General features: G+C 42.1%; 24 protein-coding genes and 2 pseudogenes. 18 read left to right on the top strand and 8 right to left on the bottom strand.

Translation table 11 applies throughout. From position 1 onward, the window contains the following. The first annotated feature begins 235 nt into the window (after nt 1-235). The 4 genes from dnaK to rsgA all read left to right on the top strand — a co-directional run bounded on the left by dnaK (nt 236) and on the right by rsgA (nt 5,246). Nucleotides 236-2,188 carry a molecular chaperone DnaK gene (gene dnaK / locus QUB80_RS30930; RefSeq protein WP_289793343.1) on the top strand — a complete coding sequence of 651 codons (1,953 nt, stop codon included), beginning with the start codon at nt 236-238 and terminating at the stop codon, nt 2,186-2,188. Nucleotides 2,189-2,701: 513 nt separating this feature from the next. Then, nucleotides 2,702-3,832, top strand: coding sequence for a molecular chaperone DnaJ (gene dnaJ, locus QUB80_RS30925; protein WP_276753308.1), 1,131 nt, complete (start codon nt 2,702-2,704; stop codon nt 3,830-3,832). Continuing rightward, nucleotides 3,829-4,083, top strand: coding sequence for a sulfurtransferase TusA family protein (locus QUB80_RS30920; RefSeq protein ID WP_289793284.1), 255 nt, complete (start codon nt 3,829-3,831; stop codon nt 4,081-4,083). Before dnaJ ends, QUB80_RS30920 begins: the two co-directional genes overlap by 4 nt. Further along, nucleotides 4,083-5,246, top strand: coding sequence for a small ribosomal subunit biogenesis GTPase RsgA (gene rsgA, locus QUB80_RS30915; protein ID WP_289793283.1), 1,164 nt, complete (start codon nt 4,083-4,085; stop codon nt 5,244-5,246). Before QUB80_RS30920 ends, rsgA begins: the two co-directional genes overlap by 1 nt. 11 nt (nt 5,247-5,257) lie before the next feature. On the opposite strand, the gene QUB80_RS30910 is transcribed toward rsgA, so the two are convergent. After that, nucleotides 5,258-5,947: a hypothetical protein gene (locus QUB80_RS30910; protein ID WP_289793282.1), complete on the bottom strand. Its 690-nt coding sequence runs from the start codon at nt 5,945-5,947 to the stop codon at nt 5,258-5,260. A 493-nt stretch (nt 5,948-6,440) separates the two neighbouring features. On the opposite strand from QUB80_RS30910, the gene QUB80_RS30905 reads away from it, so the two are divergent. The 4 genes from QUB80_RS30905 to QUB80_RS30890 all read left to right on the top strand — a co-directional run bounded on the left by QUB80_RS30905 (nt 6,441) and on the right by QUB80_RS30890 (nt 9,409). After that, on the top strand, nt 6,441-8,030 hold the full coding sequence (locus QUB80_RS30905; RefSeq protein WP_289793281.1) for a glycoside hydrolase family 57 protein: 1,590 nt from the start codon (nt 6,441-6,443) through the stop codon (nt 8,028-8,030). A 70-nt stretch (nt 8,031-8,100) separates the two neighbouring features. Then, nucleotides 8,101-8,298 (top strand): DUF6888 family protein, encoded by a 198-nt coding sequence (locus QUB80_RS30900; RefSeq protein ID WP_336622364.1) that lies wholly within the window; start codon nt 8,101-8,103, stop codon nt 8,296-8,298. A 4-nt stretch (nt 8,299-8,302) separates the two neighbouring features. Beyond that, on the top strand, nt 8,303-8,479 hold the full coding sequence (locus QUB80_RS30895) for a DUF6887 family protein (RefSeq protein ID WP_289793280.1): 177 nt from the start codon (nt 8,303-8,305) through the stop codon (nt 8,477-8,479). Between the two features lie 420 nt (nt 8,480-8,899). Continuing rightward, nucleotides 8,900-9,409, top strand: a complete 510-nt coding sequence (locus QUB80_RS30890; protein WP_276753302.1) for a pyridoxamine 5'-phosphate oxidase family protein — start codon at nt 8,900-8,902, stop codon at nt 9,407-9,409. Between the two features lie 127 nt (nt 9,410-9,536). On the opposite strand, the pseudogene QUB80_RS30885 reads toward QUB80_RS30890, so the two are convergent. The 3 genes and pseudogenes from QUB80_RS30885 to QUB80_RS30875 all read right to left on the bottom strand — a co-directional run bounded on the left by QUB80_RS30885 (nt 9,537) and on the right by QUB80_RS30875 (nt 11,782). Continuing rightward, nucleotides 9,537-9,765: pseudogene (locus QUB80_RS30885) on the bottom strand (photosystem II protein, Psb35-related). A 229-nt stretch (nt 9,766-9,994) separates the two neighbouring features. After that, nucleotides 9,995-10,258, bottom strand: a complete 264-nt coding sequence (locus tag QUB80_RS30880; protein ID WP_289793279.1) for a hypothetical protein — start codon at nt 10,256-10,258, stop codon at nt 9,995-9,997. A 138-nt stretch (nt 10,259-10,396) separates the two neighbouring features. Then, nucleotides 10,397-11,782 (bottom strand): phospholipase D-like domain-containing protein, encoded by a 1,386-nt coding sequence (locus QUB80_RS30875; RefSeq protein ID WP_289793278.1) that lies wholly within the window; start codon nt 11,780-11,782, stop codon nt 10,397-10,399. Between the two features lie 185 nt (nt 11,783-11,967). Between QUB80_RS30875 and QUB80_RS30870 the strand changes: the two genes are divergently transcribed. Both QUB80_RS30870 and QUB80_RS30865 read left to right on the top strand, forming a co-directional pair. Then, nucleotides 11,968-13,134: a cysteine desulfurase family protein gene (locus QUB80_RS30870; protein ID WP_289793277.1), complete on the top strand. Its 1,167-nt coding sequence runs from the start codon at nt 11,968-11,970 to the stop codon at nt 13,132-13,134. Between the two features lie 43 nt (nt 13,135-13,177). Continuing rightward, on the top strand, nt 13,178-13,921 hold the full coding sequence (locus QUB80_RS30865) for a DUF1995 family protein (RefSeq protein WP_289793276.1): 744 nt from the start codon (nt 13,178-13,180) through the stop codon (nt 13,919-13,921). Between the two features lie 274 nt (nt 13,922-14,195). On the opposite strand, the gene QUB80_RS30860 is transcribed toward QUB80_RS30865, so the two are convergent. Next, entirely contained in the window at nt 14,196-14,705 is a 510-nt protein-coding gene (locus QUB80_RS30860; protein ID WP_289793341.1) for a pentapeptide repeat-containing protein, read from the bottom strand. 14 nt (nt 14,706-14,719) lie between these two features. Between QUB80_RS30860 and QUB80_RS30855 the strand changes: the two genes are divergently transcribed. Further along, complete coding sequence (locus tag QUB80_RS30855; RefSeq protein ID WP_289793275.1) at nt 14,720-15,238, top strand: YraN family protein; 519 nt, start codon at nt 14,720-14,722, stop codon at nt 15,236-15,238. Between the two features lie 74 nt (nt 15,239-15,312). Here QUB80_RS30855 and QUB80_RS30850 read toward each other — a convergent pair whose 3' ends face one another. After that, on the bottom strand, nt 15,313-15,702 hold the full coding sequence (locus QUB80_RS30850) for a hypothetical protein (RefSeq protein ID WP_289793274.1): 390 nt from the start codon (nt 15,700-15,702) through the stop codon (nt 15,313-15,315). Between the two features lie 239 nt (nt 15,703-15,941). Here QUB80_RS30850 and queA point away from each other — a divergent pair, with 239 nt between their 5' ends. The 6 genes and pseudogenes from queA to QUB80_RS30830 all read left to right on the top strand — a co-directional run bounded on the left by queA (nt 15,942) and on the right by QUB80_RS30830 (nt 19,878). Next, nucleotides 15,942-17,171, top strand: a complete 1,230-nt coding sequence (gene queA / locus QUB80_RS30845; protein ID WP_289793273.1) for a tRNA preQ1(34) S-adenosylmethionine ribosyltransferase-isomerase QueA — start codon at nt 15,942-15,944, stop codon at nt 17,169-17,171. A gap of 84 nt (nt 17,172-17,255) precedes the next feature. Then, nucleotides 17,256-17,504 carry a UPF0175 family protein gene (locus QUB80_RS30840; RefSeq protein ID WP_289793272.1) on the top strand — a complete coding sequence of 83 codons (249 nt, stop codon included), beginning with the start codon at nt 17,256-17,258 and terminating at the stop codon, nt 17,502-17,504. Continuing rightward, nucleotides 17,501-17,650, top strand: a complete 150-nt coding sequence (locus tag QUB80_RS35365; protein WP_502875342.1) for a PIN domain-containing protein — start codon at nt 17,501-17,503, stop codon at nt 17,648-17,650. Before QUB80_RS30840 ends, QUB80_RS35365 begins: the two co-directional genes overlap by 4 nt. 1 nt (nt 17,651) lies before the next feature. Beyond that, a complete protein-coding gene (locus QUB80_RS35360; protein WP_502875341.1) occupies nt 17,652-17,975 on the top strand; it encodes a hypothetical protein in 324 nt (107 codons plus the stop codon). Continuing rightward, nucleotides 17,879-18,682: pseudogene (locus QUB80_RS30835) on the top strand (adenylate/guanylate cyclase domain-containing protein). Before QUB80_RS35360 ends, QUB80_RS30835 begins: the two are co-directional and overlap by 97 nt. Nucleotides 18,683-18,747: 65 nt before the next feature. Continuing rightward, nucleotides 18,748-19,878, top strand: a complete 1,131-nt coding sequence (locus QUB80_RS30830) for a tetratricopeptide repeat protein (protein ID WP_289793271.1) — start codon at nt 18,748-18,750, stop codon at nt 19,876-19,878. 147 nt (nt 19,879-20,025) lie between these two features. Here the strand turns inward: QUB80_RS30830 and QUB80_RS30825 are convergent, their stop codons facing one another. Both QUB80_RS30825 and QUB80_RS30820 read right to left on the bottom strand, forming a co-directional pair. Beyond that, nucleotides 20,026-20,721 carry a potassium channel family protein gene (locus tag QUB80_RS30825; protein WP_289793340.1) on the bottom strand — a complete coding sequence of 232 codons (696 nt, stop codon included), beginning with the start codon at nt 20,719-20,721 and terminating at the stop codon, nt 20,026-20,028. A 267-nt stretch (nt 20,722-20,988) separates the two neighbouring features. Further along, the gene (locus QUB80_RS30820) at nt 20,989-22,326 is read right to left on the bottom strand and encodes a TrkH family potassium uptake protein (protein ID WP_289793270.1); all 1,338 of its coding nucleotides are present in this window, start codon (nt 22,324-22,326) and stop codon (nt 20,989-20,991) included. A 146-nt stretch (nt 22,327-22,472) separates the two neighbouring features. Between QUB80_RS30820 and QUB80_RS30815 the strand changes: the two genes are divergently transcribed. Further along, nucleotides 22,473-23,318, top strand: a complete 846-nt coding sequence (locus QUB80_RS30815; RefSeq protein WP_289793269.1) for a methyltransferase domain-containing protein — start codon at nt 22,473-22,475, stop codon at nt 23,316-23,318.

The following is a 23,318-nucleotide window of genomic DNA, read 5'->3' as shown; positions in this document are numbered from 1 at the left end:
AACTATTAATCAATGACCAATGACCACTGAACATAACTAGGCGAGCATCGCATCTCAAAACCTACAAAAGGTAGTCCGCGCCACAACACACCAAAAGTTTTGCAGATCTCTTTGTCAGGTCTGCTACTGGTTAACGGAAAGACAGTTTCAGCAAATAAATGCATCTAATGAAACTGTCCTCCGTGCATCTAGTAAAACTTTGAGGAGTGAAAACTCAGCAAATATACCGATTCACATGGGAAAAGTTATTGGGATCGACTTAGGCACTACCAACAGTTGCGTGGCAATTTTAGAAGGTGGTCAACCAATCGTCATTGCTAATTCAGAAGGCGGACGAACTACTCCTAGTATTGTAGGTTTTGGTAAAGGCGGTGAACGCTTAGTCGGGCCACTGGCAAAGCGCCAAGCCGTAACCAATGCGGAGAATACAGTCTATAGCATCAAGCGATTTATTGGTCGTCGCTGGGAGGACACTCAAGCAGAACGCGATCGCGTTCCCTATCAATGTGTCAAAGGTCGAGATGACACCGTTGATGTCCACATTCGTGGACGTAACTACACACCACAAGAAGTTTCCGCGATGATCCTGCAAAAATTGAAGCAGGATGCAGAAAACTTTCTCGGAGAATCGGTAACTCAAGCAGTGATCACCGTGCCTGCTTATTTTACGGATGCTCAAAGACAAGCGACAAAAGACGCTGGCACCATTGCCGGACTAGAAGTACTACGCATTATTAATGAACCAACTTCTGCGGCTTTAGCCTTTGGCTTGGAGAAGCAAGATCAAGAACAGACGATTCTAGTATTTGACTTGGGAGGAGGGACTTTTGACGTATCCATCCTGCAACTTGGGGATGGTGTGTTTGAAGTGAAGGCAACTAGCGGGAACAATCACTTAGGAGGAGATGATTTTGATAACTCTATCGTCCGTTGGATGATAGATAATTTCTTACAAGAAGAGAAAATAGACCTTTCTGTTGACAAAATGGCTTTGCAACGACTGCGGGAAGCAGCAGAAAAAGCAAAGATTGAACTCTCCACTATGTTGAGTACTTCAATTAATTTGCCATTTATCACAGCTAACGAAACAGGTCCTAAACATTTAGAAATAGAACTTACCCGCGCCAAATTTGAAGAACTCTCCAGTAATTTAATTGAAGCTACCATCGAACCAATGGCTCAGGCGCTCAAAGACGCAGATCTAAAACCACAAGATATTGATCGCATTATTTTAGTTGGTGGTTCTACTCGTATTCCTGCCGTTCAAAATGCCTTAAGCAAATTTTTCAATGGTAAAACTCCCGATCGCTCAATTAATCCTGATGAAGCAGTGGCATTAGGAGCGGCAATTCAAGCCGGCGTACTTGGTGGTGAAGTCGATAATCTTCTTTTGTTGGATGTTACGCCCTTGTCATTGGGTATTGAAACATTAGGAGAAGTTTTCACCAAAATTATCGAACGCAATACCACAATCCCGACTAGCAAATCCCAAATTTTTTCCACAGCCGTGGATGGGCAAATCTCGGTAGAAATTCATGTCCTCCAAGGTGAACGGGCAATGGCACGGGATAACAAAAGTTTGGGTAAATTTCTGCTTGCGGGAATTCCCCCAGCTCCCCGTGGCGTACCACAAATAGAAGTCAGTTTTGAAATTGATGTTAACGGCATTCTCAAAGTTTCAGCTCAAGACAGAGGTACAGGTAGAGAACAGAGCATTCGGATTACTAATACAGGTGGGTTAAGTACCAACGAAGTGGAAAGAATGCGGCAAGAAGCTGAAATCTATGCCGAAGCAGACAAAAAACGCATAGAAATGGTAGCACTCAAAAACCAAGCAGATAATTTGTTACATAGTTATGAATCAACGTTAAAAGATAATGGCAATGTGATCGCCGAGCAGATGAAGGTCTTGGCAGATGAAAAGCTCGCAAAATTGAAAGCAGTGATGGCTAACTCTGGTATTTCCACAGCAGAGTTTAAACAATGCTTGGATGACTTCCAGCAAACTTTATTTACTATTGGTGCTGAAGTTTACAATCGTGTTGGTCAAGTCGATGAAAATTCCTCAGGGGATCATTCCTTGACTTCTGAACTAAACGAAACTTTCAATGGAACACTCACACCACAATTCAATTTTGATTTTGAGCAGGAGAACACACTACAGGCTGATTATGAAGCGATAGACTAAACCGACTAGACGCGCACAGTGCGCCTTATCGCCGCTCAGGGTGAAGGCTTAGGCTTGAAAAAATGAAGGAATTAAAAAATTTTATCCTTCAAACTTCAGACTTTAGCCTTATTTTTTCTTGCCAGGAGTTGAACAATCCAGCTACATTGGTTCAAGACAAGGATACACTTCCAAACTAATGGAGGGTTTTCCACACCTAAAAGTGCGGCTAGCCTCTCTATCTGAGGTGGGAGTTTTCCCGTATTCGGTAGCACAATTATAAAAGGAACAGCTTCAGGTTAAAACTCTTATGTTTATTTAATTTACAGAAAAACCTGTTGTTGATGATTTACTGGTGATTTTTGTAAAAGGTAAAAGGTAAAATTAACTATTAAGAAAATTTAACTATTGCCTTCTGCCTTCCCGATTTTCTGAATGCTGACAGCAGTCCCACCCTGAGGTGAAGATGCTGTTGCGTCTTATGAGTTCTCCCTGCATAGCCGCTTTCTACCTTTTTACTTTCACCTTTGCTGTATGGCCCGCGACTACTACGAAATTCTGGGTGTCTCTCGTGACGCCGATAAAGAAGAAATCAAACAAGCCTATCGCCGTTTAGCCCGGAAGTATCACCCAGACGTGAACAAAGAACCGGGAGCTGAGGAGCGATTTAAGGAAATTAACCGCGCTTATGAGGTACTCTCAGAACCAGAAACCCGCGCTCGTTATGATCGTTTTGGCCCAGATGGTGTATCAGGTGCCGGTGTGGGCTTCCAGGATATTGGCGACATGGGCGGTTTTGCCGATATCTTTGAGAGTATCTTTAGTGGTTTTGCCGGTGGCATGGGTACTCAAGCGCAAAGACGGCGCAGTGGCCCGGTTAGAGGCGACGATTTGCGTTTAGACCTGAAATTAGATTTCCGGGAAGCAGTATTTGGTGGTGAAAAAGAAATTCGCATTTCCCATTTAGAGACTTGTGAAGTTTGTAGTGGCTCTGGTGCAAAACCAGGAACAAGACCCCGCACTTGTTCTACTTGTGGTGGTTCTGGTCAAGTACGTCGCGTCACTAGAACACCTTTTGGTAGTTTCACCCAAGTCTCCACCTGCCCCACCTGTAATGGTACAGGTACTGTAATTGAAGATAAGTGTGACGCTTGCGATGGTAAAGGAGCAAATCAAGTCACCAAGAAGCTTAAAATTACTATTCCTGCTGGTGTAGACAACGGTACGCGCCTGCGGATATCCTCAGAAGGAGACGCTGGGCAACGCGGAGGCCCACCTGGAGATTTGTACGTTTATTTGTTCGTTAATGAAGACTCAGAATTCCAGCGTGATGGGATTAATGTTCTCTCGGAAATTAAAATTAGCTATCTTCAGGCTATTCTTGGTTCCCGTTTAGAGGTGAACACAGTGGATGGGCCTGTGGAATTGTTAATTCCACCCGGTACCCAGCCTAATACAGTCATGAAGCTCGAAAATCGTGGTGTACCACGCTTGGGTAATCCTGTAAGTCGAGGTGACCACATGATTACAGTGTTAATCGATATTCCCACCAAGATACTACCTGAGGAACGGGAATTGCTGGAAAAACTAGCTAAAATAAGAGGCGATCGCACTGGTAAAGGCGGTATAGAAGGTTTTTTAGGTAATTTGTTCCACCAACGATGAGTGTATCTTCCCTTTCGTCCCCTGATGCTCAACTTGACTTGCGCGGCACTCCCTGTCCGATGAATTTCGTGCGCACGAAGTTGCGTTTGCAGCAAATGCAGCCTGGGAGTTTGCTAGAAGTCTGGTTAGATCCTGGTGAACCGATTGAGCAAGTTCCTGATAGCTTAACAATGGCGGGCTATCTGGTGGAACAGATTACAGACTGTACGGGCTATTTTTCTTTGTTTGTACGCCGTCCTGTAACTGAGTAATGACAGCGGAAGCATTAGCAAATACTCAGCAGTTATTGGGTACAGTATTAGCCGTGCAGGCTAATTATTATCGAGTACAGCTGGATTTAGAAGTAGAAGAATGGGAGAGGAGAACAAAAGGAGTTGAGGGAACTGAGGAAGTTATGGGAGTAAATTCTTCTCCACCTTCCCTATCTCCCCCCATCCCCCCATCCCCCCATCTCCCCCTCCTCTTATGCACTCGCCGCACTCGCCTCAAAAAAATTGGACAACAGGTGATGGTAGGCGATCGCGTGGTGGTAGAAGAACCAGACTGGGCTGGTGGTAGAGGTGCGATCGCTGAAGTTTTACCTCGGAAAAATCAATTGGCTCGACCGGCGATCGCTAATGTGGATCAAATTCTTTTAGTATTTGCAGTCGCCGATCCACCTTTAGAACCTTACCAACTTAGCCGCTTTCTCATTCAGGCTGAATCTACGGGTTTACATGTAGTGTTATGTTTAAATAAAAGCGATTTAATTACATCAGAACAACAAGCAGAAATTAATCAATATTTAAATCTTTGGGGTTATCAGCCAATATTTATTAGTGTTTATGAAGGTATAAATATTGACAACTTAGCTGAGTCACTCAAACAGCAAACTACTGTGCTTGCTGGGCCTTCAGGAGTTGGTAAATCTAGTTTGATAAATGCTTTGATTCCTAATGTCAACCTGCGAGTGGGTGAAATTTCTGGTAAACTAGCTCGCGGTCGCCATACTACTCGTCACGTCGAATTATTTGAATTACCAAAAGGTGGATTATTAGCAGATACGCCTGGATTTAATCAGCCGGATTTAGATTGTACTCCTGAAGAATTAGCAAGTTATTTCCCAGAGATTAGGCAGAGACTAGCAGTCGCTAGCTGTCGATTTAGTGATTGTCTACATCGTAACGAACCTGGGTGCGTAGTACAGGGAAACTGGGAGCGTTATCAGCATTATTTAGAGTTTTTAGAAGAGGCGATCGCGCGTCAAACTCAATTAAACCAACAAGCCGATCCTGAGTCTACTGTAAAAGCAAAAACGACCAAGCAGGGTCACACTCAGTACGAACCGAAGCTAGAAACTAAGAAATATCGCCGTGCTTCACGACGGACACAGTTGCAAGAATTGGAGCAGTTGTATGAAGACAGCGAGGAATAATACACCAGAAGTCAAAAGTCAGAAGAAGGCAGTGAGACACGCCCATCTAATTTGGTGACGACATCCTTGATAGAAATCGAAGGCTCCTTGCCAGTCATATGCATCACGGCTGTAAATGCTCCAAAGCTTTGCCGACGGAAACCGATGACGTCAAAATTTACTGGTAGTTGTTCTATCTTTGCTCCGATAGAAAAACCTGTGGATGCATTAGCTAGATGATTAAATTCAGGGCGTTTTTTGTAGTTCATAAATTTGATTACCTGAAGCGATCGCAGCCCTGGTTCTAATTTTTTGATTTCTTTCTCAAATTCTGGTTTCTGCACCTGCTTAAGGGCAGCATCAAATTGAGCTTGTTGTCTTTGATTAGTCAGGGTTCCCGTAAAACCCATCACGAGTTCCATCTTTTCTGGCTCAATAAAAGCAAAAAAGTAATTGAGCGGCAGATTATCTTTGGCGATCGCTTGCTTGAGAGGTTCTAGTTGAGTGGCTATTGCCGTCTTAAGTTGCGGTGGCAATTCCTTAAAACCAGGTGGCAAATCTTTGAGTGTGAGTGCAGTTGCGTAGGTGGTAGTTTTTGCTTCTAAATTTGGTGAAGTTGGACTTTTTGGCGCATCAGTGGAGGGAACTGCCAGAACTACTGGAGTTGCAACAAAAACAGCGCTCGTGAAGATAGAAAAAAGAAAAGTAATTTGTTTTTTCACTCGTGGTAACTTCCAAAAAATTTTTTATACCAATGAACTTTTTCATACTTGGTGGTGTACGAAGTTCATAGGGACTCCCTTATTTACAAAATAGTTTTAACACTAATCTAAAAAATTATTGCGACCGATGGATTCACCAAAAGACGACGGGGAAGCCCGTTCCTTTAAGGGGCGCTCAGAACCGTCGTCCGTCGTCTTGGGGCAAGGGGCAAAGGGCATTCATGCATTGGCCAATGCCCAATTCCCAATTCACTTCGGCCCGCTTTCATTCCCCAGACTTCAGTCGGGGGATGAGCTTAACCAACTCGGACACAGAAGGCGATTTACAATCCAAAATCTAAAATCTAAAATGGTATAACTTTTGGCGTGGAGTCACAGCCATTGTAAAGAGTTGGCGAAAGCCTGATACGATCCCCAGAAGGTCTTAAAATATTGTTAACTTCTGCCAAACTCCCGTCTTTACAATTTATCTACGTACCACCCCGAAATCATTATGGCTATCGGCTACGTCGCGCTAGTACTTCATGCACATCTGCCCTTCGTCCGTCATCCAGAAAGTGACTATGTGCTGGAGGAAGAATGGCTTTATGAAGCTATTACTGAAACTTACATTCCCTTACTGCGAGTTTTTGAAGGGTTAAAGCGAGACGGTATCGACTTTAAGATCACCATGAGCATGACACCACCTCTAGTGTCAATGCTGCGCGATCCTCTGCTGCAAGAACGCTATGATGCCCATTTGGCTAAACTTGAGGAACTTGCCGAGCTAGAAGTTGAGCACAATACCCATAATGGCCATATCCGCTATTTAGCCGAACATTATGCTGCTGAGTTCAACGCCACGCGAGAAGTTTGGGAACGTTACAAAGGTGACTTGGTAACAGCTTTTAAGAATTTCCAAGACACAAATAACCTCGAAATTATCACATGTGGTGCTACCCACGGCTATTTACCATTAATGAAAATGTATCCCCAAGCCGTGTGGGCGCAACTTAAGGTAGCCTACGAACATTATGAGGAAACTTTTGGTTGCCCACCCAGGGGTATTTGGTTGCCCGAATGTGCCTACTATGAAAGCTTAGAGCGGATGTTGGCAGACGTTGGGCTGCGTTACTTCCTTGTTGATGGACACGGTATTCTCTATGCTCGTCCCCGTCCTCGGTTTGGCAGCTACGCCCCGATTTTTACAGAAACTGGTGTGGCTGCTTTTGGACGCGATCATGAATCCTCTCAGCAGGTATGGTCTTCTGAAGTAGGTTATCCTGGTGCGGCGGAATATCGCGAGTTTTATAAAGACTTGGGCTGGGAAGCTGAATATGAGTATATCAAGCCTTACATCATGCCCAACGGTCAACGTAAGAATACGGGCATCAAATATCATAAAATTACTGGTCGTGGTTTAGGTTTAGGAGATAAAGCACTCTACGACCCCTACTGGGCAAGAGAAAAAACCGCCGAACACGCTGCTAATTTTATGTATAACCGGGAACGGCAAGTTGAACATCTCTACCACATCATGCAGCGTCCGCCAATTGTGGTGTCACCCTACGATGCGGAATTATTTGGGCATTGGTGGTATGAAGGCCCCTGGTTTATTGATTACCTGTTCCGCAAGTCATGGTATGACCAACAAACATACCAAATGACGCATTTAGGAGATTATTTACGAGCACAGCCAACTCAGCAAGTTTGCCGTCCTTCTCAATCGAGTTGGGGTTATAAGGGTTTCCACGAGTATTGGTTAAATGATACAAATGCGTGGATTTACCCACATTTGCACAAAGCGGCAGAACGGATGATTGAACTCTCTACAAGGGAACCTGTGGATGAGTTGGAATGGAAAGCACTCAATCAGGCAGCACGAGAGTTACTTTTGGCACAATCTTCTGACTGGGCTTTTATTATGCGAACGGGAACTATGGTACCCTACGCAGTTAGAAGAACGCGATCGCACCTGATGCGGTTTAATAAGCTCTACGAAGACATTAATATCGGCAAAATCGATAGCGGTTGGTTAGAAAAAGTTGAGCTAATGGACAATATATTCCCCAATATCAACTATCGCGTTTACCGTCCGTTGTAGAAAGGTCATACAAAGGCGCAAGGAGTGGTAGGGTGGGCATTGCTCACCCTATATTAAATAGTAGTGAGGAGTGATTATTCTACCAACAGCAGAACAAGCATTTGCCTGTGTACGGGTTTGTCAAATGCTATCTAACCTGTATAAGGATATTAAACTATTTCGATTTGATGACAAAACTGGACAGGTATATATCCTGGCTGAGAATGATATCCAAATCATAATATTTAGTAATGGAATTTGGGATTTTGTCAATGACCCCGAATTATGAACAAATGAGCTTTACTGAACTAAGAGCTTATGTCATCGAAAACCGCGATGATATTGAAGCTCTACGTTTTCTTATGAGCAAACGTGACCCTAACTCTAAAGGTTATCCTGCGCCGATGACTGATGCAGAAATGCAAGAACAGATGGAAATTATTAGGCGTAAGATTCGAGGAGAATTATAATTTTTTTAGTAAAAGATGCGAGTTTTCGTATCTTTTAAAATCAAATCAGGAGGGCAATGAAATAAATTGCTTTAGTTGCGCTAAGAATATTGAAATGATAAGCGCTGTAATATTTGAACGTTTTTCCGATATCTTCCTTTTAAAGTATACCTATAAGCATAGATCCACGTAGATAATTTTGTCTGTGTGCATTTAATTTATTGTTAAAAAACTAAGCGGTTTTCGATTTTTTTGACAAAAATATAGTGATTTGCTCGAAAACCTAACTGTAGACTCAGGTTATTTGCTAGGCAGAACGTTAGTGTGAGGAAAAGAATAATCAGTGCTACTTATGGGTGCGAGGTGAATTGCAGTTCGCATCTTCCTTTGAGTTGCCATTGAAATTTATTCCAATAGCAAACTAATACAGGATGACTGTTTATGACTAACTCTCATGCAAATAACAGCGAAAATCTGAAGAAGTTGCGAGATCTGATTAAAGATATCGACTATGCCATGTTGACGACTGTTAATGAGGATGGAACATTACATAGCCGTCCTATGGCTACCAATCGCGAAGTAGAATTTGATGGCGATGTCTGGTTTTTCACTTATGCTAGTTCCTACAAGGTAGTTGAAATTAATCGCAACCATCAAGTTAATGTCAGTTATGCTGCACCTAATAAACAGTGTTACGTCTCTTTATCCGGTACAGCCGAATTGGTACGCGATCGCCAAAAGTTAGAGGAAATGTGGCAACCACAACTCAAGGCTTGGTTTCCTAAAGGCTTAGACGAGCCTGATATTGCTTTACTTAAGGTGAACGTAGAAAAAGCTGAATATTGGGATTCACCTTCAAGCATAGTCGCAAATACGATTAGCTTAGTTAAGGGAGCTATGACTGGCAAACCTGCTGATGTCAGCAAGCATGAAAAACTAGAGTTGAAATAAACCTTTCGCCTACAAATGAAAAACCCGGTTTCTTTGGCTTGTGAAACCGGATTTTATTTGGGGGTTGATTCTATAAAAATTTTGGTGGAGATAGGGCGTTAGACGATCGCTAACGCATCCCATGACCCTAGTTAGGTAGTGTATTGCTGGCATAGGCATCCATTCCATAAGCAGGAGTGCGATCGCGCTCTGTCTGTATCCTTGCCAGTGACGGATTTAGCCAATTTTTCAAAAGATTCGGAACGCCAGTTACGCTCGTGGATTGGCTTTCTCTGTTCGCCTAGGAAATAAGCCTGAGTACCAATTACGGAAGCTGCAACCCAGGCGATAACAAACAACGCAATTAAGATAGCCATTATATTCAACTCCTTAATTTAATTTTTGTAAATTTATGTAAATAAATTTAACAATATTTTCAAATAACTAGAAAGTGTGGTGTCCGAATAAAGGGGGTAGGGTATTCCACACAGATTTTGGGGTAGCGTTACGGAAACTACAACAAGTGTGCAAACTAAAGTGTTGGTGTATTGATTCAGCACGAGTTTGAGCTAGCAATCGGTGCAGCTAACTAACCGCTCAACAAGCTTAAGTATGTGTTTCTTCGTCTAGCAGGTGCAGTATCTTAGTAACTGTGCCTTCTGCAACTTTATGTAACCCGACTACTACATAGAACCGTACCCCAGGTTTAAGTCTTTCCTTGTGAATTGTTGTCCGAAGCTTTGAATTGACGACTCGAAAATAAGCATTAACCGTACGCTGGCATTCACTCATGGGAGGTAAAAGATTCCCCTCCGCGTCGAGAAGCGCAAAGTGAACCATCCAAGCTTGATTTTCATCACCCTCATACATCAAATCAAGCTTTTACCCTTGGCGAAGAGGCGAGCGCAGCCCTGTTTTTGGTTGAGGTAATGCTTGTAGTTGAGCTAAGAAGTCTGGTTGAGCATACACCCACTCTTCAACATTAGACATAATTTCCTTAATTGCGCTTTAATTCTCAGTAGGTAGAGATTCTGATTCGCTTGCAGTTTGGGGTAAGAATTGCGCTTGACACTTTTGAGCATAAGGTAAAGTCGCTAAACCCACTTGTGCTGTTTGATAAAGGCGGCTAAATTCGCGTTCGTAATGGGCGGCAACAGTAGGATTGTGTATGAATATCAGAGTTTCGTCGTTTAGATAATTACCGGAGTTTGACCAATTGTGACTACCAGTAATGACTAACTCTCCATCTAAGATTGCCATTTTACTATGGACTCCCCTATCTCCAGTTGGTGCGATGGGAAAACCAACTGTGGCGATCGGATTTTTCCACGGATTCACTTTGATGGAATAATTTTTCTTACCAGGACGTGGACAAACTCCTAGTGCATCGTATGCTTTTGAGTAGGGTTGTCCGAAAAAATCTGGATCTATCAGCAGTTTAATGTCTTTTACTCCTTTGTCGTATACTCTGCTAAGAGTGTCGCTAATCTTTTGGTCGGAAAAAACAAACACTGCAATGTACACGCTCTTTTGAGCTTGCTGCACATAAGAGGCGATGATACCGTTGCTAGTTGTGGCTACATTCTCTTGACGACGAGCTGGAGAAAAGTTGACTGTAATACTTCCCGTACCAACTGGAATTGTGACAGGATATCTTTTGGGTTTACGAGATTTGAATAATCCTTGCCACATATAGTTAAATTCTTCAGTAAAAGTTTTGGCAAGAGCATGATCGAGAATAAAAATCATGTTATTGGGATTACCCCGACTGTCAAAATTGTTAAAATCACCATGAAAGTCAGATGTGGTAAAGTTACCACTGGTTACAATAGTTGTCTTTTCATCAGCAACCAAAAACTTATGGTGCATAAGTCCGCTACCTTTAGTTGCGCCAGCAGATGTATCATCTTTAATTTCAATTCCACTTTGGCGTAAAATAGCCAGAGCATCAGCAGGATATCGTTTTAATTCTTCATAAGCTCTTCGGTCGTGGTTATTCATTCTACTAATTTCTTCTTTCGTATATTCCTCAATAGTTTTGTTGTATTTATTGTCCAGCAAAACTCTAACTTTAATTCCACGCTCTTTAGCACGCTTTAATGCTTTAGCTACTTCGGGTAGCCTAAACTCCATTACGGCTAAATCTACAGTAGAATTCGCCTGGTTAATTGTATTTATAACCTGGTGTTCTAAATTGTCTCCCTGACGATGAAAGTGTCGGTATGGATCTTTGTAGGAAGATATGGAATTTTGATTGAAATAGACTTGAATGACAGGGTCTTGTGGTAATCTTTCTAGAGACTGATTGGGAGACTTATTTTGTTGACAAGCAGTCAGAGTAAGTATTAGTAGAACAACAGAATAAAAACTCCATCGGATAGAGAAATGAGACACGTTAATTTGATAAAAGTGTAATTAACTAACATATTTATGATTCCCAATAAATAAAGTTATTAACTTAAGATGAAAACAAAGATAAACGTAAAACTACGCAGAGATAATCCTGAATTAGGAAATAATTAACTATAGATGCTGAAAACAAATGCAGCCCGTGCAAGCATATATTTACTGGAGAATCTATGCAAATTTATTTAGATTACAGTGCTACTACTCCCACTCGTCCAGAAGCGATCGCGGCGATGCAAGCAGCCATGACTCAATACTGGGGCAATCCTTCTAGCTTACACGAATGGGGGCAACGGGCAGCAACAGCACTAGAACAAGCAAGAATGCAGGTTGCTGGATTAATTAATGCACCTGCTGAATCTATCATTTTTACTTCTGGAGGCACGGAAGCAGACAATCTGGCGATTATGGGTGTTGCCCGCTTATATGCCGAACCTCAACACATAATTATTTCCAGTGTTGAGCATTCTGCTATTAGCGAGCCTGCACGATTATTAGAACAGTGGGGTTGGCAAGTGACTCGCTTGGGGGTAGATGGCAAGGGTAGAGTTAATCCCCTGGATTTAAAGGCGGCGTTACAGGATAACACTGTGTTAGTGTCGGTAATTTACGGGCAAAGCGAAGTAGGCACATTGCAACCGATCGCAGAACTGGGAAATATTACTCATAGTGCAGGTGTATTATTCCACACAGATGCAGTGCAAGTTGCAGGACGTTTACCTATTGATGTAAAAAACTTGCCAGTAGATTTATTGAGTCTTTCTAGTCATAAAATTTACGGGCCGCAAGGTGTAGGGGCGCTATATGTACGTCCGAGTGTAGAGTTAGTACCGTTATTGGGTGGGGGCGGGCAAGAAATGCGATTGCGTTCGGGTACGCAAGCAGTACCTATTATTACTGGATTTGGTGTAGCAGCAGAATTGGCAGCGCAAGAAATTGCGACAGAAATACCTCGATTAATGAAGTTACGCGATCGCTTGTTTTCTCTGTTGGCTGACATTCCTGATTTAAAGCCTACAGGTGATTTGATTCACCGTTTGCCTCATCATGTTAGTTTCTGTCTGGAACACACAGATGGAGAAAAAATTAATGGTAGAAGCTTGGTGCGGGAGTTGAACCGTGCTGGTATTGGTATTAGCGCGGGAGCAGCTTGTAATAGTGGTAAACTCAATCCCAGTCCCGTACTCCTGGCAATGGGATACTCTGAAAAAGCTGCATTAGCAGGTGTTCGCATGACACTAGGACGAGATACAACCGCAGAGGATGTGGATTGGGTAGCAATGGTATTGAAGCAGGTTTTGCAGCGACTTTCACCTGTAGAATTGGTTGTGATTAGTTAGTGGCTAATGGTAATTAACAATTCCATTCCAAAAATTTTTTAAGATGACTGAACTTCCAAAGACTCTTGAAGATGCGATCGCCCAAGCCCAACAGGCTACACAAGCAGCAATTGCAGATGGATATACACGATTACAAATTGAGTTACTGTTTCCAGAACTCAAACTAATGCCAGTTGCACAACAACTGTTGCCAAGTTTTGAAGAACATGGAGAAAAATTAAAGATTCTCTTTGCTGATGCTGGTAGTGCTGGGCTTGCCCGCCGCGACTGGACAAATGTACCTTTTAAAATTACTGACATTGGTACTGGCAGGGCTGCTTCTATTCAGTCCAAAATTCAGCCAGAAGATGAAATATTTTTGTTTATTGCTCCCACCTCTGTGGAAGTACCACAGTTAGAAAAGATTTGTGAAGAAATTGGCGATCGCCCCTTTGTGATGTTAAATCCCTTTTTAGAGGATGCTGGCAAGATAGGTATTGGTTATGCCGCCAGACAAATCCGCGATCGTTTTACTAATACAATTGAATCTTGTTATTACCTGCGCCCTATCTTTGAAGAAGCGGCATTGTTCCGCTGCTATCCGGGAGTGTGGGAAGTATGGGTACAAAACGATGGTGACTATCAAAAAGTTGCTGAATTGGCGCAAAAACCCTCTGGTGACGAGTTAGATATGATTCTTGCCGGGCAAGCACAAACACCAGAAGGAGAAACTGTCGCAACTGTACCTGCAAGAAAACCCAGTGTATTTAGGGGTTTGCAAAGGTTTATCAGGGCTTTGAGAAATTAATCTAAGTATAAGTAAAGGTGGGCAAAACCCACCTTCAAAACTTGTACAGTACATCAGAATTTTTGTATTTAAGTACTAAAACCTTCTGCCTCTGGGCAGTCGCCTTAACGGAGGGGAACCCTCCGAAGTCGCCACCCTACGGGAAGCCGCCCTCCGGGCGTCTACAACGGGGGGCTTTGGGGCCCCCACGGAGTGGGGTTGGGGGGAAACCCCCGCACGGCGCTTCTGTTGGCAACGCGCTGCTCTCTGCCTTCCTGCCTTCTGCCTTCGGGTACTACGGACACATTAAAGTATCACGGGTGTCACGCCCTGTCACTGGGTTGGTGCCTTTAGCTACTTTGCATAATTTGTTGAGCACATCCTCACGCACGTATGTATCAGTAAAATCTGTCCCGTCAATAATCGCACCATCAAACATGGTACCCGTAATAAAAGCCCCTTCTAAGATGGCGTCAGTCAAATTAGCTTTAGTCATACGAGCTGATTCTAAATCGGCATAGCTCAAATCAGCTCCAGTAAAATCTACTGAAGCCAAATTTGACGAAAAGAATCTAACGCCACGTAAGTTAGAGTGACTGAAGTTGCTTTTGCGGAGAGTAGCATGATCAAAACTCGAATCTGTTAAGTCCTGATTTGAGAAATCTTCTTCAATTAGAGTTCGGTTGTTATAGTTTACTGCCACAGCACCTTCAGGGAAAGCTACAGTTGCTGTGATGAAAATCACTGTCAAAAGCAATACATTAAGTATGCTTATCCAAATTCGATCGCTTAACCTTGAAATCATCGTACTTTTAGTCAATGGCAAACTATCCTCCTTATAATTATCCCGATATCGGTAACGCAGGAGAAGATCTAGTCGCACAATGGTTACAATCTCAAGGCTGGGTAATTCTCCATCGTCGTTGGCGATGTCGCTGGGGAGAAATTGATATTATTGCCCAACATGACGAAGAGGAGGAACAAAAGGACACAGGGACACAAGCACAACGAGAGGATATTTCCCCCAAGTTAGCGTTTGTGGAGGTGAAAACTCGCAGTTCCGGCAATTGGGATTCAGGAGGAAGATGTGCGATCGCGCCATCAAAACAACTAAAGCTTTGGCGCACGGCACAGATGTTTTTAGCTAAATATCCAGATAAGGCAGATTATTTTTGCCAATTTGATGTTGCTATTGTCTACTGTCAGCACATCCCAAAACAATCTCCTACAGTTAAAGTTATGGACAAAACTTTAGCCAATGCTTCTATAGAAGAATACAAATTAATCTTACAAGAATATATTTGTGCTGCTTTTGAAGTGGCAAACGGATATTGGTAATGGAGATAAAATTCCCATTACCAATAAGTAATTACCAATTATTTATTTGTAACAGTCATCAAAATTCAAAACTTTTATGCCAAAGTTTCTGGACAGTAACCCAATCCCCTGACAAACTGTTGTCGGAAAGCCTCTATTTCTTCTTTTTCTGGATTACCATGAGAAACAATAGCTACTTGGTAGCGACGCATCACATCAACGGGACACTGTCCTGCTTCCAAACTCCATAGAGCCATCTGTACCCTCATTGGCGGCTCATAGCTAATTCCTAATTCATTTAAGAAAGCCCTAATGTCGCCATCTTCTTGAGGTGATAACTGATTTCTAAGTTTGATCCTAACCACCCAACCATCGATTTGATGAATTACGGTGACGAAGGATACAGGTATTTGGGATTTAGCGTGCAAGTACTGAATAACCCGAAGAGTGAGGCTGGCATTTGCCAGATAATACAAGTATTCCATCTTGGTGCTTGGGATCAAAGCCAATCCTACATTTCTATTATTGGTAGAGGGGGATACAATCCGCTAGGGTAAAAGCCCCCGTTTTTAGATGGGGAGTTTTACCCAATATTCATATAGGTGCTTACGTGGTACTTAATAGTAACCATCTTAAAGTCCAGGGATCAATATCTTTTGCAATCCTTTAGAGTTCTTTTAGAAAGCACAACAGCAATCGTTTTTTTTAGGAAATCTAAATATAAATGCAGCAAAAACTACCGGAAACTAATTTAAATTTGAGTTCTAACCCAAAAATAGAAAGTTCTTCATTAGACTGTTCCTTGGCTGGTTATGATTATGAATTGCCGAACGAACTAATTGCTCAAAATCCGGCTTTTCCCAGAGATAGTTCTAAATTATTAGTCGTAAATTCTCCCAGTACAGGTAAAAACACAGATCCCTTACACTATATTTTCCGCGATTTACCAGATTTACTCCAAGCCGGAGATTTACTGGTAATAAATGATACACGTGTTCTACCAGCACGGTTGTATGGGCGAAAATCCACTGGGGCAGAGGTGGAAGTGTTGCTGTTGGAGGAACGGCAACATAACTGCTGGTTAGCTTTAGTTAAACCAGGTAAACGCTTTAAGCGCGGCTCGAAAATTATTTTTGAGGCGAGGGAGATGGAGGAAAATGCCCAGACAAACAGACGCGGTGACGCGGAGAAAGAAAAATTCTCCGTGCCTTCGCAACTGACTGCTACTGTTCTAGAAACTGATGAGGCGACTGGGGGACGCTTACTACAATTTGATTTGCCAGAAGAAATTTCTTTAGTGCAATTGTTGGATGTGTTTGGTGAAGTTCCTTTGCCACCTTACATTACTCAAACCGATGCTGAAAGCGAACAATATCAGACAGTTTATGCTAAATCTCCGGGAGCGATCGCAGCTCCTACTGCTGGGCTGCACTTTACTCCAGAATTACTAGAGCGGTTACGGCAAAAAGGTATTAATCAAGCTTTTGTGACATTGCATGTGGGCGTAGGAACATTTCGCCCTGTGGAAGTGGAGGATGTCACTACTCACAAAATGCATGAAGAATGGATTGAGGTGCCTGCTGCAACTGTAGAGCAAATTCGTGCCACTCAAGCTGCTGGCGGTAGAGTTATTGCTGTAGGTACAACGGTAGTTCGTTCCTTAGAAGGTGCTGCAACATCAGGAGAGCTACAACCATTTTGCGGTAAGACTGATTTATTTATTTATCCGGGATACAAATGGCGTGTAGTTGAGGGTTTGATTACGAATTTTCACTTACCGCGTTCGAGTTTGTTGATGTTGGTGAGTGCTTTGATTGGTAGGCAACGGTTATTAAATATTTATCAGCAGGCGATCGCTTCTCAATATCGCTTTTATTCTTTCGGTGACGCGATGTTGATCTTGCCTGAAGCAGATATCAGCGATGAATATACTGAAAAGCCTGTTCTTACGTAAAAAATAAGGTGGATATATGGAATTTTTCCATCTATGAGCCGAGAAAGGTTACTCTAAAGGTGTGGTCGGTAAGGTAGCTCTGTTATGAGTGTTGTCATCTCAGATGAAATTCTGCAAGCCTCTCAACTTACACCAAGCGAGTTTCGCCAGGAAATTGCCATATATCTGTTTCAAACTGGTCGTTTAACGCTTGGCTACGCTAGTCGTTTAGCAGATATGCCACTCAATGCTTTTCGTCAACTCTTGAAGCAGCGAAAAATTGCACTGTATTCCTATGATGTTGAAGATTTTGAGTTGGATTTGAAAAACTTACGAGAGTTGGGGCAATTGTGATTGTCATTAGCGACACATCAGCAATCACGAATTTGGTAGCAATAGACCAGCTAAGGCTGTTGCCTCTTCTCTACGAGCAAGTCATAATTCCAAAAGTTGGCAAGTACATCCCAACTTCCAAAAGACCATGCTATTTTGGTGAGTAGGATGCTTCAGCAAACCACTCCCAAAATCATGCAAAAAGCAGCTCAGAACTTGATGGTGGGTGGAGCGAATCGTCCCAGACTGTTTGACAATCCAAGTCGTGCCAGTTTGCCCAAGGTTTTACAAATCCAAGCAGCAGGAATAGCGTTTGTCAGAGATACGGATAAAATTCTACTGAGTTATAACCAGCAGGTAACAGCAGAAGTTCGGAGACTGCGACAATTAGAAGTGTGGCTGTTTTCTCTGACACTTTTAATTTTGGTATTAGAGGGAGTATTCTTTTTCCGTCCGGCAGTGCGGAAGATTTCTCAAAGGTGGCGGCATTAGCGCGATCGCTCCAAGAAACTCAGGAAACAGCCTACAAGCTAGCGGCAGAACAGCAAAAATCAGAACATTTGCTGCTAAATATCTTACCGAAACCAATCGCCGAACGTCTCAAAGAAAAACCGACTGCGATCGCTGATGGCTTTGCGGAAGTTTCTGTTTTATTTGCTGATATTGTTGGTTTCACTGAACTTTCCAGCCGTATCTCTCCTAATGAACTGGTGAAATTACTGAATCGGATTTTCTCGGCTTTCGATCAACTAGCGGAGCAACACGGTTTAGAGAAAATTAAAACTATTGGCGATGCCTAAATGGTTGTTGGTGGTTTGCCCAATCCACGAGCAGATCATGCCCAAGCTATTGTGGAAATGGCTTTGGATATGCAACAGGCAATTAGCCAATTTAATGTAGAAACTAATTGTAACTGTAACATCCGCATCAGTATCAATACTGGCCCTGTTGTTGCTGGAGTTATTGGTATCAAAAAGTTTATCTATGACCTTTGGGGTGATACTGTTAACATTGCTAGTCGGATGGAATCTCACGGTGTTCCAGGTTGTATTCAAATTACAGAAACGACTTATGAGCAGCTGAAAAACAGCTATACAGTTGAGTCGCGAGGACTGATGAAAATCAAGGGTAAGGGAGAAATGGTTACCTATTTGGTAAAGGATAGAAAATCAATAAAAAATGTTAATTCCAAATTTTAAATTTTAAATTGTGTACTGGGTAACCTGACTGTATGAGTATCTAGTCATCAGCCCAGGTCTATTTTATGTATAAATATTTTAGGCAATCTCAGTGTATTTCCAGCTTAAGCAAGGCGATTTTATTATGCTCTTCTGCTTTTTTGGTGTTGGCGGCACCGACAATTACTGAATTATCAGCAAGTAAGGTGCTGGCAGAGAAGGTTAATGTTGTATCTCAGAATTTAGAAGCTGCTAGCTTCTTTCAACAGGGAGTGATGCGCTATAACCGCAAAAATTTACAGGGTGCAGAATCTGCTTTTCGTCAAGCTTTACAGTTAGATCCCAACATTGCTTTGGCACACAATTACCTGGGCAATATTATGTTGGAGCAAAATCGCTTGGAGGCAGCAGTACAAGAGTATGCAGAGGCAATTAGGCTCAATCCCAATGTCGGTGATACACATTATAATTTGGGCTTGGCTTTGCACAAACAGGGACAATCTGAAGCCGCAATCACTGCTTACCGCCAAGCTCTGGTAATTAATCCCACAATGGCATCTGCCCAATATAATCTGGGTTTGGCTTTGTATCAAAAAGGACGAGCAGGTGATGCGATCGCTGCCTATCAACAAGCAGTAAATTTAGATTCCACTAATGCCGATGCTTATTTTAATTTAGCGATTGTCTTGCAAGAACAAGGACAAATGGAAGAAGCGATCGCTGCTTATCGGCAAGCGATAAAGCTCAATCCTAAAAATGCTCTAGCTTACAATAACATGGGTAGTCTTCTGGTTCTCCAAGGTCAAACTTCTGATGCGGTTGCTACTTACCAAGAGGCTATTCGTAGCCTTCCCAAAAATGCTGAGGCTTACTATAACTTGGGAGTAACTTGGTACAATCAAGGCGAGTTTAAAAAAGCTAATGGTGCTTTTAAACGCGCACGTCACCAATACCGGGAACAAGGTAATACAGAACAAGTTAATAAAGTTGAGCAGTTAATACAAAAAATTGCTCAAATGCAAGGACAAAAACAACCTCAAGTTAGTCAAACTTCTCCCGCACAAGCACCAGCTCACTCCAGTAATGTGCCGGTTTTGTTTAATCCACAACAGACACCTAGTCAACCAGAAACTTCTACACAAGAAAAAGTCGATCCTGAGGATGCACCCTTCTCTCTTGCTCCACTGTTATTTCCTGTAAGGGGAACTGGGGATTAGTGATTAGGGATTGGGGACTGGGGATATAATTCACAACTAAAGTATGAAAATTTCTGTTCTCTGTTCCCCGTTCCCCCAACCCTATTCCCTTTCCTCACTGGATAGTTTATTTCGCAAGTCTAGTTATTAGCCATTTAGCTATTAACTTTAAATCGGCAAGCGATTAATATCTTTGTTGCAACCAATAACTACAATCGCTGAACCACGCTCAAGGTATTGATTGGGATTTGGGTTGATTTGAAATTTGCCATCATGACTAACCGCAAGTAAATTTAAACCATAGCGATTGCGAAGTTGTAGCTCGGCAATAGTTCTGCCATGAAATTCGTCAGGCACAATCAGCTCTACAATACTATGATCAGGATCGAGGTCAAATCTTTCTAATATTGATGGTTTGGTAAGTGATCGCGCCAAGGCACATCCTGCCTCAAATTCAGGAAAAACAACATGATCTGCTCCCACTCGCAATAACAGCTTGCGGTGAACTTCACTAGAAGCCTTTGCTACTACATGAGGTACACCTCCCTCCTTGACATTGAGGGTAGTGATGATACTTTCTTGAATGTAATTTCCAATGGCGACGATGACAGTATCGAATTCAAACATTCCTGCTTCCTTAAGGGCAGCAGGTTCAGTTGAATCTAGTTGCAATGCATGACCAACCATTTGCTCTGTTAATGCATCAGATACACGCTTTTCATCAATGTCTGTTGCTAACACTTGATAGCCTAATTTGTGAAGTGTTGAGCAAACAGAACGACCAAAACGACCTAAACCAATCACCGCAAATTGATGATTGTCTTTACGCAGACTACGAAAAAAACCTAATGATGACAAATTCACTGTTGTTACCTTTGCGATCGCTCCCTGTGTTTTGGACAAAATTCAAATGATATAGAGTCATTTAAAAAGCATTTTATTGCCTAATATTTTATATATTATAAATTCCTGGTAGTTATATATAATTATTTTTTGATAGTTCTGATCACTTCAGCTAGAACATCAGAAATTTCCCATTACCAATAACCAATCATTAGTATGGGCGGAATTTAATAGCAATCTCTCAAGTTCAGAAGAAATCTTAAATAAATCCGTCCCTACTAATAACCACTATCCCACAAGTAAGTTTTCTTCTGGATAATGAATTCTGCTAGGACGAGGATCTCCTAGAACAGCCGCCATTAACAGTAAAACACCCACTCTACCAATATACATTGTGACAACTAATATCAGCTTTGCTGCTGTAGAAACACTGCCAGTAATTCCGGTAGAAAGCCCAACAGTTGCAAAGGCTGAAACAACTTCAAACAAGATTTGAATAAAGTCAAATTTTGGATCTGTAAAGGCAATTAATGTTGTGCCGACAATCACTGTTGTTACAGAACCAATCAATACACCAACAGCTTTCAAAATCAAAGAAAATGCTACTTTGCGATCATATAGAATCACTTCTTCTTTTCCCTGTAATATTGACTGTGTACAACTTGTTAAAACTCTAAAAGTTGTTGTTTTTATACCACCTCCCGTACCGCCAGGACTTGCACCAATAAACATGAGTGCGATTGTAATAAATAGACCGGCATTAGTCATTTTGCCAATATCGATAGAATTAAAGCCGGCCGTTCTAGTAGTTACAGATTGAAACCAAGCAAATAGTAATTTATCAAGAAGGCTGAAATCACTAAAGGTTTGTAAATTTCTCAATTCTACAAAGAAAAAAGCTATTGTTCCCAAAACTAAAAGTACAACTGTTGTACTAGTTGCAACTTTAAAATCTAGTGAAAAAACTAATAGTTTTTCTTGTTTTTGTAAAAGGCGATCGCGTAACCAAACATAAGTTTCTAAAATCACCTGATAACCAATTCCACCAAAAATAATTAATCCGCTAATCGTAAAAACTACTAAAACTGAAGACTGATAACCAATCAAGCTATCTTTAAACAAACTAAAACCCGCATTATTCCAAGCAGAAACGCTATGGAAAATTGACAGCCATATTCCTTGCCTCCAGCCATAGTCAGGAACAAAAGCTGGTAGCAGTAAAAAAATGCCAGTGATTTCAAAAATCATAGTCGTGGCAATGATGGAGCGAATAATTTGGGTACTGCCACTCATTCCCGGACGGTCTAAAGCTTGTTGAATAGCAACTTTTTGTCGCAGATCAAATTTACGTCCAATTAACAAAATCAGAAAGGTTGTGGTTGTCATGTAACCCAAACCACCAATTTGTGCCAGTAGCAAAATTAACAACTGGCCCCAAAAGGAAAAATCAGTACCAGTATCAACTACTGCTAATCCAGTTACACAAACTGCGGAGGTAGCGGTGAATAATGCCACAATCGGGTCATTCCACATACCGCTACTGGTAGAAAAAGGCATCATTAGCAGGATAGTTCCTACAGTAATGACTGCTAAAAACCCCAAGCAAATCGTCCGAGAAACAGTCATATCAAGGTAAAAAACAAACTAACCCAGGGATTGCGGATAAGTTTTATCCTCCCTGGTTGTAAAAACACCTTAATTAATTAAAAACACACATGGTAGCCTACCAGTAGTGTATTTGAATTCTGCTTCGTCTTAACACGGCTTTTTTCATGAGCGCAACATTATACAAGCAAATTCAGCAATTTTATGATGCTTCTTCCGGTTTGTGGGAAGAGATATGGGGCGAGCATATGCATCATGGTTACTATGGTGCAGATGGTACGCAAAAAAAAGACCGTCGTCAGGCACAAATTGACTTAATTGAAGAAATCCTTCAGTGGGCAGATGTGCGGCAAGCTGAAAGTATTTTGGATGTAGGTTGTGGAATTGGTGGCAGTTCTCTTTATTTGGCTGCAAAATTTCATGCCCATGCGACAGGTATCACTTTGAGTCCCGTGCAAGCGGCAAGAGCGAGGGAACGTGCCAAAGAGTTTAGCTTAGGTAGTAAGACTAATTTTCAAGTAGCAGATGCTCAAGCTATGCCCTTTAGTGATAATTCTTTTGATTTAGTCTGGGCATTGGAAAGTGGTGAGCATATGCCAGATAAAGTCAAGTTTATGCAGGAGTGTTACCGTGTCCTCAAACCTGGTGGCAAGTTAATTATGGTGACTTGGTGCCATCGACCGACAGATGATTCACCACTGACAGTAGATGAACAGCAGCACTTGGCGAAAATTTATCAGGTGTACTGTTTGCCTTATGTAATTTCTTTGCCGGAGTATGAAGCGATCGCCCATCAAATCGGATTGCAAAATATCCACACTGCCGATTGGTCAAAAGCAGTGGCACCGTTTTGGAATGTGGTAATTGATTCGGCACTGAGCTGGAAAGCAATTTTTGGTTTGCTGCGAGCGGGTTGGAGTACGATTGTTGGGGCGCTGTCTTTAGGATTGATGAGTCGCGGATATGAGCGTGGCTTGATTCGGTTCGGGTTGTTGTGTGGAAATAAGAAATAA

Origin of the sequence: Chlorogloeopsis sp. ULAP01 (assembly GCF_030381805.1) — a bacterium.
In the GTDB taxonomy this organism is placed as follows: domain Bacteria; phylum Cyanobacteriota; class Cyanobacteriia; order Cyanobacteriales; family Nostocaceae; genus Chlorogloeopsis.
The sequence above is the reverse complement of the archived record's forward strand: the minus strand, read 5'-3'. Positions and strand labels throughout refer to the sequence as shown.